The organism is Accumulibacter sp. (assembly GCF_023806565.1).
Classification (GTDB): domain Bacteria; phylum Pseudomonadota; class Gammaproteobacteria; order Burkholderiales; family Rhodocyclaceae; genus Accumulibacter.
In genome coordinates, this window is sequence record NZ_JAMTDV010000116.1 from 1 (window position 1) to 10322 (window position 10322).

At 61.7% G+C, this 10322-nt stretch carries 9 protein-coding genes and 1 tRNA gene; 6 read left to right on the plus strand and 4 right to left on the minus strand.

Going from position 1 to position 10322, the window contains the following annotated elements; genetic code table 11:
* The first annotated feature begins 324 nt into the window (after nucleotides 1-324).
* On the plus strand, nucleotides 325-624 hold the full coding sequence (locus NFV80_RS13060; protein ID WP_295329648.1) for a hypothetical protein: 300 nt from the start codon (nucleotides 325-327) through the stop codon (nucleotides 622-624).
* Nucleotides 625-664: 40 nt separating this feature from the next.
* Here the strand turns inward: NFV80_RS13060 and NFV80_RS13065 are convergent, their stop codons facing one another.
* Complete coding sequence (locus tag NFV80_RS13065) at nucleotides 665-1570, minus strand: LysR family transcriptional regulator (RefSeq protein WP_295329651.1); 906 nt, start codon at nucleotides 1568-1570, stop codon at nucleotides 665-667.
* A gap of 117 nt (nucleotides 1571-1687) precedes the next feature.
* Between NFV80_RS13065 and aceB the strand changes: the two genes are divergently transcribed.
* Nucleotides 1688-3286, plus strand: a complete 1599-nt coding sequence (gene aceB, locus NFV80_RS13070; RefSeq protein WP_296758944.1) for a malate synthase A — start codon at nucleotides 1688-1690, stop codon at nucleotides 3284-3286.
* Between the two features lie 117 nt (nucleotides 3287-3403).
* Here the strand turns inward: aceB and hemH are convergent, their stop codons facing one another.
* Nucleotides 3404-4507, minus strand: coding sequence for a ferrochelatase (hemH, locus tag NFV80_RS13075; RefSeq protein WP_295329654.1), 1104 nt, complete (start codon nucleotides 4505-4507; stop codon nucleotides 3404-3406).
* Nucleotides 4507-5535, minus strand: coding sequence for a heat-inducible transcriptional repressor HrcA (gene hrcA / locus NFV80_RS13080; protein ID WP_296758947.1), 1029 nt, complete (start codon nucleotides 5533-5535; stop codon nucleotides 4507-4509). The genes hemH and hrcA overlap by 1 nt, the downstream gene beginning before the upstream one ends.
* 69 nt (nucleotides 5536-5604) lie before the next feature.
* Between hrcA and NFV80_RS13085 the strand changes: the two genes are divergently transcribed.
* Nucleotides 5605-6531, plus strand: coding sequence for an NAD kinase (locus tag NFV80_RS13085; RefSeq protein WP_295329665.1), 927 nt, complete (start codon nucleotides 5605-5607; stop codon nucleotides 6529-6531).
* 15 nt (nucleotides 6532-6546) lie between these two features.
* Nucleotides 6547-8202, plus strand: a complete 1656-nt coding sequence (gene recN, locus NFV80_RS13090) for a DNA repair protein RecN (protein ID WP_295329659.1) — start codon at nucleotides 6547-6549, stop codon at nucleotides 8200-8202.
* A gap of 159 nt (nucleotides 8203-8361) precedes the next feature.
* Here recN and NFV80_RS13095 read toward each other — a convergent pair whose 3' ends face one another.
* Nucleotides 8362-8667 (minus strand): transcriptional regulator, encoded by a 306-nt coding sequence (locus tag NFV80_RS13095; protein WP_295329661.1) that lies wholly within the window; start codon nucleotides 8665-8667, stop codon nucleotides 8362-8364.
* 240 nt (nucleotides 8668-8907) lie between these two features.
* Between NFV80_RS13095 and NFV80_RS13100 the strand changes: the two genes are divergently transcribed.
* On the plus strand, nucleotides 8908-10188 hold the full coding sequence (locus NFV80_RS13100; protein ID WP_295329663.1) for an aspartate kinase: 1281 nt from the start codon (nucleotides 8908-8910) through the stop codon (nucleotides 10186-10188).
* A tRNA-Ser gene (locus NFV80_RS13105) sits at nucleotides 10188-10281 on the plus strand. The genes NFV80_RS13100 and NFV80_RS13105 overlap by 1 nt, the downstream gene beginning before the upstream one ends.
* Nucleotides 10282-10322: the final 41 nt, after the last annotated feature.

Below are 10322 nucleotides of genomic sequence, written 5' to 3' on the forward strand. Positions count from 1 at the left end.
GCGACTGTCAGGATTCTTTACAGAAACGGGCGAACGACCTCGACCCACTCACAACAGTCGCTTCTAAGCCCTTGATGAATAAACCCGGTTTATATCAAGGCATAATTTTTGCTTATACTACTAAGCCAGGTAAACGTTTTCCCGTTTGCGGAAGCTGGTCCGGTCGGCCACTCGACAATACTGCCCGCCCTCGCCTGCAGTATCGATAAATTGCTTAAGAACTTAGATACTTGCATCTCTCGAATCATCGCCAGGGGTGGTCAAGAGGAGTTCCCCGGCGGAGAAGCGCGGACGCGAAGGGTAACAGGTCCAACCGGCTGAATAGTGCTCCCGATCACCGACCGGGAGAATCCAATTAATTGGTTTTTTGTTTGCGGAACAAGAACTGCATCGCCGGTCGATGTTCCCCCCATCATCGCTAACGCCATGGACACCAAGATCTGCGTCAAGTGTAAGCAGGAGAAGTCCGTCCTCGAATTTCACAGGAACGCACGAAGCTCGGACGGCCTGCATTCGTACTGCAAGGAATGCAACAAAGCTCAGGCACTGGCGCATATTCGCGCCGAGAAAGCCAGGAAGGCGCTCCTTCGCGCTGCCAAGAAGGCTGCCGCCCTTACGGAATGAGACCCCCCGCCAGATTTGACGCGAGCCGCGCCAGCAGCATTCACGTGGCCGGCCCCCAGTAACGCGGATCGCCAAACGTACTTTTGAGCTGATCGATGAACAGCCGGACGCGCAGCGGCAGATGCCGGCGTTGCGGGAATACCGCGTAGATGCCTACGGCCGGCGCCGCGTGATCGTCGAGCAGTGAAACCAGGGCACCGCTGCGCAGATCGTCACCCACTTCCCAAATCGATCGCCAGGCGACGCCCTTGCCGGCAAGTGCCCATTCGTGCAGCACCGCACCGTCGTTGCACTCGAAAGTTCCCGCAACCTTGTGATTCGCCACCTCGCCATCCGGCGCCCTGCGCAAGCTCCAGCCGCGCTGCCTGCCGAGCGAAAGGCAATTGTGCCCGGCGAGTTCTGCCGGCGTTCGCGGCCTCCCATGTCGCGCCAGGTAAACCGGGCTGGCGACGACGACGCGGCGCATCTCACCGAGCTTGCTGCTGGCCAGACTGGAATCGGCCAGCTCGCCAATCCGCACCGCGCAATCCACGCCCTCGTCGAGCAGATCGACCAGTCGATCGGTCAGATCCAGGCGCACCGTGACGTCGGGATTGGCCGTCATGAACGCAGCCACCTGCGGCGCCACATGGCGACGACCAAAGCCGGCTGGCGCCGAGACCTTGAGATGACCACTCGCACGGAATCCCCCCAAGGATACCGCCGTTTCGGCGTTCGCCAAGTCGTTGAGGATGCGCTGGCAATCTTCGAGAAACGCTTCGCCTTCAAAGGTCAAGGACAGCCTGCGCGTCGTGCGCAGCAAGAGCTTCACACCCAGGCGAGATTCCAGCGCATCGAGCCGACGACCAATCACTGCCGGGCTGACCCCTTCGCGCTGTGCTGCTGCCGAAAGGCTGCCGCGCGTCGCTGCATTAACGAAGGCTTCGATTTGCTTGAGCTGGTCCATGCAGGCGATTCCATACCTGAAGTAAAAGATACTTTGATTTCATTCGCGCTTATCTTTCACTGCGGCATCTAATAGAATGCATCCACTGCATCATAACCCATCGACAGGAGCCACCGCATGACCCTAAGCCTACCCGCCGGAATGCAAATCAATGCCCCAATCCAAGCCGGCTACGAAACCATTCTTACGACGGAGGCGCTGGCTCTGGTCGCCAAACTGCATCGTGCCTTCGAAGGCCGCCGCCAGGAGCTGCTGCAGGCGCGCATCGCCCGCCAGGCGCGCATCGACGCCGGCGAATTGCCCGACTTCCTGCCGGAAACCAGGCACATTCGCGACGGGGACTGGAAGATCAGCCCGCTTCCGAAAGCACTGGAGCGTCGGCGAACGGAAATCACCGGCCCGGTCGAAGCGAAGATGATCATCAATGCCTACAATTCGGGCGCCGATTCGTACATGAGCGACTTCGAGGACTCGAACAGCCCGAAGTGGGACAACCAGATCCAGGGTCAGATCAACCTCTATCAGGCGATACGACGCCAGCTCTCGTTCACCAATGAAGCCGGCAAGAAATACACCCTCAACGACAGGATCGCCACTCTGCAAATTCGCCCGCGAGGCTGGCACCTCGACGAAAAGCACGTGACGGTCGATGGTCAGCGCGTTTCCGGCGGCATCTTCGATTTCGGGCTGGTTTTCTTCCACAACGCAAAGGAACAGGTCGCACGCGGCGCCGGCCCCTTCTACTATCTGCCGAAGATGGAATCGCACCTCGAAGCTCGCCTGTGGAACGACATTTTCCTCATGGCGCAGGACCACATCGGTTTGCCGAGAGGAACGATCAAGGCGACGGTGCTGGTCGAGACGATTCTCGCGACTTTCGAGATGGAAGAGATCCTCTACGAATTGCGGGAGCACTCCGCCGGCCTGAACGCCGGCCGCTGGGATTACATCTTCTCGTGCATCAAGAAGTTCAAGAAGAACCCGGATTTCTGCCTCGCCAATCGTGGCGCGATCACCATGGAAGTGCCATTCATGCGAAGCTACGCGCTGCAGCTGGTGAAGGTCTGTCACAAGCGCGGCGCTCCGGCGATGGGCGGCATGAGCGCACTGATCCCGATCAAGAGCGATCCCGTAGCCAACGAAAAGGCACTGGCAGGCATCCGGCACGACAAGACGCGCGACGCCAATGACGGTTTCGACGGCGGCTGGATTGCCCACCCCGGGCTGGTCGAGATTGCCGCCGAAGAGTTTCAGAAAGTGCTCGGCGACCGTCCGAATCAATGGGAGAAACAGCGCGACGAGACGTTCACCGCAGCCGACTTCCTGAACTTTCAGCCTTCTCAGCCGATTACCGAAGCCGGCGTGCGCAACAACATCAACGTCGGCATACACTATCTCGGTAGCTGGCTGGCCGGTAACGGCTGCGTGCCCATCCACAACCTGATGGAAGATGCCGCCACGGCGGAAATCTCGCGCTCGCAGATCTGGCAGTGGGTGGTTTCCCCGAAGGGTGTTCTCGACGATGGTCGCAAGGTTACCGCCGACATGGTGCGAGGCATGATCACCGAAGAGCTGCTCAAGGTGAAGGCGACCGTCAGCGCACAAGGGGAAGACACCGGCACCTACGAGCAGGCGGCCGTGATCTTCGACAAGATGTCGCTGACCCCGGAATACCCCGAGTTCCTGACCCTGCCGCTCTACGAAGCGATGGAGTAGCCGCCGGCGCGTCGGACGAGACGAGAAAAGGGTGCCGGGACACGCCGGCACCTTGCGATTACCGCGGCAACGGTATGCGCCAGCGGCTGGACGACACTCCGGGAAGTGTTCGCCTGGTCAGGACGAAGCACCCATGGCACGGGCGCGCAAGGCGGCAAGTTCCAGGGCTGCAGATTCCGGAGCGGTTTGCGTCGGCCACCCCCGCAGATTGTTGACCGCCAGGTCGGCAAGAGCGCGAATCCAGTCGTCGCGCTCGTTGAGGCAGGGAAGATAATGAAATTCCCTGCCTCCCGCCTGCAGGAACTCCCGCTTGCCCTCGATGGCGATCTCTTCGAGCGTCTCCAGGCAGTCCGCCGGAAAGCCGGGGCAGATCACATCGACTCGCTGCACCCCCTGTTTGGCCAGTGCCCTGAGCGTCGGCGCGGTATACGGCTGCAGCCATGCGGCGCGACCGAAGCGCGACTGAAAGCAGATCAGGTAGCGTTCCTGATCCAGGCCCAGGGCCTCGGCAAGCAGGCGGCCAGTCTTCTGACACTCGCAGTGGTAGGGATCGCCCTGATCGAGCGCACGGCGCGGCAGCCCGTGGAAACTCATCAGCAGACGATACGAGCTGTCTGGCCGGCCATGGCTGGCCCAGTGCTCGCGGACACTGGCAGCGACTGCCGCGAGGTAGCCGGGATGGTCGGAGAACCCCCGCACGGTGCGCATCTCGGGCTGGTTGCGAACGGCCTGCAACCAGGCACAGGCGGCGTCGAGGGCACTCGCCGTGGTGCTCGCCGAGTACTGCGGATAGAGCGGCAGCAGCAAAATCCGCGTGCAACCCGCCGCCTTGAGGCGAGTGAGCGTCGCCGCAATCGATGGCTCACCGTAACGCATTGCGTAATCGACCAGCACACGATGCCCTGCCTGACCGAGAAAACCGCGCAACAGCTTGGCCTGCCGTTCGACATGGACCTTGAGCGGCGAGCCTTCGGCAGTCCACACCGCTGCGTACTTTTCGGCCGAGCGACGTGGCCGGAAATTGAGGATGATGCCGTGCAGGATCAGCCACCAGATCGGTCGCGCGATCTCCACCACACGCGGGTCTGATAGAAATTCGCCGAGATAGCGCCGCACGGCGGGCGCATCTGGCGTCGCCGGCGTTCCCAGATTGATCAGGAGGACGCCGGTCTGCTCTGGCGAACCGTGGCGGTAGTCCGGCTCCGCAGCAAAGCGTGGCATCAGCGGCCGGCCTGGTAAGTCAGTGCGGAAGACAAGAGCTTGGCGGTGATGTCCACGATCGGGATGACTCGCTCGTAGGCCATGCGCGTCGGCCCGATGACCCCAACCGAGCCGACGACCTCGCCATCGACTTCGTACGGGGCAGTGACCACGCTGCATTCATCGAGCGGTGCCAGTCCCGACTCGCCGCCGATGAAAATCTGCACGCCGTCGGCACGCCGCGAAAGATCGAGCAACTGCATCAACGCTGTGCGCTGCTCGAAGAGGTCGAACAGTTCGCGCAAGCGCTTCATGTTCGATGAAAATTCCTCGATCTCCAGCAGGTTGCGCTCACCCGAGATGACATAGCGATCACCAGGCAGCTTCATCGCCTCGTCACTGGCAGCGAGAGCAGCGGCCATCAGCACCTGCAGGTCGCCACGCAGCTTGCACAGTTCCTCCCGGACCCGGCCATGGATCTGCTCGAAATCGTGACCGACAAAATGCTGATTGAGATAGTTGGTGGCGGTGATCAGTTCCGACGGGGAATAGGATCGCGTGGGAAAAAGCAGGCGATTCTGGACATCGCCGTCGGTAGTGACCAGAATCAGCAGCAACCGCGTTTCCGAAAGGCTGACGAACTCGATCTGGCGAATCTTTGGCGTCGCCCGTCGCGGCGTCAAGACGACACCGGCGAAATGCGTCAGTCCGGAGAGCAGATGCGAGGCATTTCTGATCACCTTTTGCGGCTGTGAATTGAACAGCTGCCCCTCGATCGTCTCGAGCTTCTCCTGATCCAGCGGCTGGACGGTGAGCAGGCTGTCCACGAAGAAACGGTAGCCACGGGAAGTGGGAACACGCCCGGCCGAGGTATGCGGACTGGCAATCAGGCCGATGTCTTCCAGGTCAGCCATCACGTTGCGCACGGTGGCCGCCGACAGGTCCAGGCCAGAATACCTGGACAAGGCACGCGACCCGACCGGCTGCCCTTCGGCAATGTAGCGTTCGATCAGGGTCTTGAGCAGCGTCTTGGCGCGGTCGTCCAGCATGGTTTCGATTCTACAAAAATTACTTCACCCACGGGTGCCGCAGAAGCAAGCTGTGGTTTAATGCACCTCATGCACAACGCCTTTCCCGCGGATTCGGCGGATTTCGCGCCGCCACCCCGGACGATCGCGCTGATCGGGAAGTATCATAGTCCGGAAATTGCCGAGTCACTTCGCTTGCTCGCCCGGTACCTGCACGAACGTGGCATCACCGTGCTGATCGAGGAGGAAACCGCCGGCAACGTCGTTTCCCACCTCGAATTGGGCAGCTGGGCGAGTGGCAGCTTCTCGTGGCTGGGCGCTCATGCCGACATCGGCATCGTCGTCGGCGGCGATGGCACGATGCTCAATGCCGCGCGTCAGCTGGCGCGGTATCGCGTACCGCTGGTCGGTGTCAATCAGGGGCGGCTCGGCTTCATGACCGACGTCGCTCGCACCGACATGTTGCGCTGCATGGACGACCTGCTCGATGGCAAGTTCGTTTCCGAGACGCGCATGCTGCTCGACGCCGAAGTCGTCCGCGGCGAACGCAGCATCGTTTCCAACCTGGCACTCAACGATGTGGTCGTCGACAAGGGAGCAATCGGTCGGATGATCGAACTCGAGCTGTTCATAGACGGCGAGTTCATCTACCACCTGCGATCGGATGGGCTGATCGTCGCGACCTCGACGGGTTCGACGGCCTATTCGCTTTCGGCCAACGGCCCCATCCTGCATCCGCAGGTTTCGGCGATCGCTCTCGTTCCGCTTTGCCCGCATGCGCTGACCAACCGGCCGATCCTGGTCGACGACCGCAGCGAAATGGAAATCCGCATCGTTTACGCGACAGATTCGCGCGCACACTTCGATGGTCAGGTAACGGTCGATCTGAGGACGCAGGACTCCGTGCACATCCGGCGCTCCGAATACTCGATCTGCCTGCTGCACCCGCCGACGTACAGCTACTTCGCCATGCTCCGCGAGAAACTGCACTGGAGCGAGCGGCCCAAGGAACATTAGACCCCGGCGTCAACTATGCTCTGTCGTTTGCTGATTCGCGATTTTGTGCTGGTCGACCGCCTGGAACTGGAGTTTCAGAGGGGATTCGGTGCGTTGACCGGAGAAACCGGCGCCGGCAAGTCGATCCTGGTCGATGCCCTGGCGTTTGCCCTGGGCGAGCGCGCCGACAGCAGCCTCATCCGGGCGGGTTGCGAGCGCACCGAAGTCTCTGCGGAGTTCGACCTCGTCGACGCAGCGGCCGCCTCCGACTGGCTGCAGGCGCATGATCTCGTCGCCGAAGGTGCGCTCCTGCTGCGTCGCGTACTCGACGGTAACGGCCGATCGCGTGCCTACCTGAACGGCTCGCCGGTGACCCTCCAGCAATTGCGCGAGTTCGCCGAGTCGCTGGTCGATATCCACGGCCAGCACGCGCACCAGTCCTTGCTGCGTGGCGATGCGCAGCGTGCGCTGCTCGATTCGCACGCCCGGCTCGACTCTCTTCTCGCCGAGGTCGGCGCCGCCTGGCGCGATTGGCGCGAGGCGAAGCGGGCGCTCGATGCCGCCAGAGACGGGATCGACGCACTGGCAGCAGAACGCGAGCAACTTGAATGGCAGGTGCGCGAATTGCAGACACTCGGCTTCTCGGACGACGAATGGCTGGCGCTGAACGAAGAGCACAGGCGCCTGGCGCATGCGGCCAGCCTTGCCGACGGCGCCGGGTACGCCATGCAGGTCCTGGCTGAAGGCGATGCTGCGTGTCAGGCGCAGGTCGCGGCGGTGGCCAATCGGCTCGACGGACTGTGCGACTACGACCCCGCGCTTTCCGAAATCGTCGCCCTGCTGCAGTCGGCGCAAGCGGAGCTTGGCGAAGCGATCTCCGCGCTGCGCCGCTACAACGGTCGCGTCGAGCTGGACCCGCGGCGCCTGGCAGAAGTGGAAACTCGCATCGAAGCGGTACTCTCTTGTTGCCGCAAGTTTCGTTGTTCGCCCGGCGATCTTTCCGAGCTGCTTGCGCATTGGCAGGAAAGATTGAGCTTTCTCGGTGAGGCTGCCGACGTCGCCGGCCTGGAGGCACGCGTCCTCGCTAGCTGCACGCGCTACGAAGAACTGGCGCGGCGTCTCTCCCTCGGACGCACCGATGCCGCCGAAGCACTCGGCCGCGAGGTCAGCCAGATCATGCAGCAGCTGGCGCTCGCAGGGGGTCACTTCGCGGTCGCTTTGCTGCCGGTCGAGGGTGGCAGCGCGACCGGCTTCGAGCAGGTCGAATTTCGTGTCGCCGGACTGGCGGGCAGTGAACCGCGCGCACTGGCCAAGGTGGCGTCCGGCGGCGAACTCTCGCGCATCAGCCTCGCCATCCAGGTAGTGACCAGTCAGGCGGCACTCGTCCCGACCCTGATTTTCGACGAGGTCGACGTTGGTATCGGTGGTGGAGTTGCCGAAATCGTCGGCCGCCTGCTGCGCGAGTTGGGGGCCGGACGGCAGGTCCTCTGCGTCACGCACCTGCCGCAGGTTGCCGCCCGCGGCAACTGGCAATGGCAGGTCACCAAGGTCGCCGACGGCGGGCAGGTGCGCAGTCAGGTCGCCCCGCTCGAGGGCGCGGCGCGGGTCGAAGAAATCGCGCGCATGCTGGGCGGAATGGAGATCACGGCGATCACCCGACAGCACGCGAGCGAAATGCTCGGCCTGTCGTGATCAACGGGATTTCCGGCGCCGACTGCAGGAGCGAGAGCATCCCCGCATATCCGGGGAATAATCGCTCATTCCACGGTTGCGGCCGACGACCCGCAACCGTGACTCATATTCCGGCGTGCTGCCGCGCGCGGGCCGCGCTGCACGGACCGGAGGCGCGCCTCATGCGGGCTTCTTGTTCTTGCTTCTGGCCGCCTTCCGCAACGTCTTGAAGAGTTCCGGGTCTTCCGCCTTCAGGTATTCCACCACCTCGAAGTCTTCCCGCTTCAGGCGCTGAATATCGATCTGCTCGACGTGAACGAGCCGCAGCAATTCGCGAACCGGCTTGGGCATGTTGCGGCCGCTCTCGTAGCGAGATCCACCGCTTTGCGTCACGCCGATTTTCGACCAGAACTGCTGCTGATTCAAACCAAGCCTGCGACGTATTTCGCGGGGATCAACCCTTTCCACGACTTTGACGGTGCTCATGACGATCCTTTCTTACGTTTTCTTCAAGTGAACCAGCCACCGGGGAATTTCCGGGCACAGATCCACACGATATGACCCTGGTAACGCGCGAATACTATATTCGATTTGTCGAGAATTGCAAGTGGCATTCAATTAGAACATACGGTTAATGCGGATCGACTCTGGCCAGCGTGGCGTTTTGCCCAGACACGTTTCCTGCATTAGAATGCGTGGTTTTGTGTTTCCCCAGTGGGATTGGCCATGGCATTGATCGTTCAGAAGTTCGGCGGCACGTCGGTTGGATCAACGGATCGCATCAAGCACGTCGCAAGACGCGTCGCTCGCTGGCGGGCGCAGGGGCACGAAATCATCCTGGTTCCCTCGGCCATGGCCGGCGAGACCAACCGCCTGATCGCACTCGCCAAGGAGATTTCGCCGACTCCAGACCCGCGCGAACTTGATGTGATCGCTTCCACCGGGGAGCAGGTAACCATCGGCTTGCTGGCGATGGCCATGCATGCAGAAGGAATCAAGGCCAAGAGCTTCACCGGTTCGCAGGTTGGCGTGCTGACCGACAGCACCTTCACCAAGGCGCGCATCCTGAAGATCGACCAGCACCGGATTCGCAAGGCGCTGAACGACGGCAACGTGGTCGTCGTCGCCGGCTTTCAGGGGGCGGACGAGGAAGGCAACATCACCACCCTTGGCCGCGGCGGCTCGGACACATCGGCGGTTGCCCTGGCAGCCGCAATGAAGGCTGACGAGTGCCAGATCTACACCGACGTGGACGGCGTCTACACCACCGATCCGCGGCTCGTGCCGGAAGCGCGCAAGCTCGACACCATCACCTTCGAAGAGATGCTGGAAATGGCCAGCCTCGGATCGAAGGTGTTGCAAATCCGCTCGGTCGAGTTCGCCGGCAAGTACAAGGTCAAACTGCGCGTGCTTTCCAGCTTCGAGGACGAAGGCGAAGGCACGCTGATCACTGTTGAGGAAAAAGGCAAAATGGAACAACCGATCATCTCCGGCATCGCGTTCAATCGCGACGAAGCCAAACTCACCGTACTGGGCGTTCCCGACCGCCCGGGCATCGCTTATCAGATCCTCGGACCGATCGCCGAGGCGAACATCGACGTGGACATGATCATCCAGAACATCGGACGCGACGGTTCGACGGATTTCTCGTTCACTGTCAATCGCAACGACTATGCCAAGGCACTCGCCGTTCTTGAGCCGGTCCGGGACAAGATCGGCGCGCGCGAAATTGCCGGTGACGACACGATGTGCAAGGTCTCGGCCGTAGGCGTCGGCATGCGCTCGCACCCCGGAGTGGCCAGCAAGATGTTCGGCGCGCTGGCCAAGGAAAACATCAACCTGCAAATGATCTCGACCTCCGAAATCAAGATTTCCGTGGTCATCGAAGAGAAATACCTCGAACTGGCGGTGCGTGTCCTGCACAAGGCTTTCGGCCTTGAAAAGCCACCGAAGGCGAAGTTGAATTTGACCGGTCGTGGTGAAACCGATATCATCACCCCCTCCTAGGAGACGTGGCCGAGAGGTCGAAGGCACTCCCCTGCTAAGGGAGCATGCGGGCATAAACCTGCATCAAGGGTTCGAATCCCTTCGTCTCCGCCAGGACACCGGCCGCAAACTCTCTGCAGCAACCACAAGGACCC

Coding starts and splice junctions, on each gene's coding strand:
- NFV80_RS13100 (WP_295329663.1), top strand. CDS start 8,908: ATGGCATTGATCGTTCAGAAGTTCGGCGGCACGTCGGTTGGATCAACG.
- hemH (WP_295329654.1), bottom strand. CDS start 4,507: ATGCCACGCTTTGCTGCGGAGCCGGACTACCGCCACGGTTCGCCAGAG.
- recN (WP_295329659.1), top strand. CDS start 6,547: ATGCTCTGTCGTTTGCTGATTCGCGATTTTGTGCTGGTCGACCGCCTG.
- NFV80_RS13085 (WP_295329665.1), top strand. CDS start 5,605: ATGCACAACGCCTTTCCCGCGGATTCGGCGGATTTCGCGCCGCCACCC.
- NFV80_RS13095 (WP_295329661.1), bottom strand. CDS start 8,667: ATGAGCACCGTCAAAGTCGTGGAAAGGGTTGATCCCCGCGAAATACGT.
- NFV80_RS13065 (WP_295329651.1), bottom strand. CDS start 1,570: ATGGACCAGCTCAAGCAAATCGAAGCCTTCGTTAATGCAGCGACGCGC.
- aceB (WP_296758944.1), top strand. CDS start 1,688: ATGACCCTAAGCCTACCCGCCGGAATGCAAATCAATGCCCCAATCCAA.
- hrcA (WP_296758947.1), bottom strand. CDS start 5,535: ATGCTGGACGACCGCGCCAAGACGCTGCTCAAGACCCTGATCGAACGC.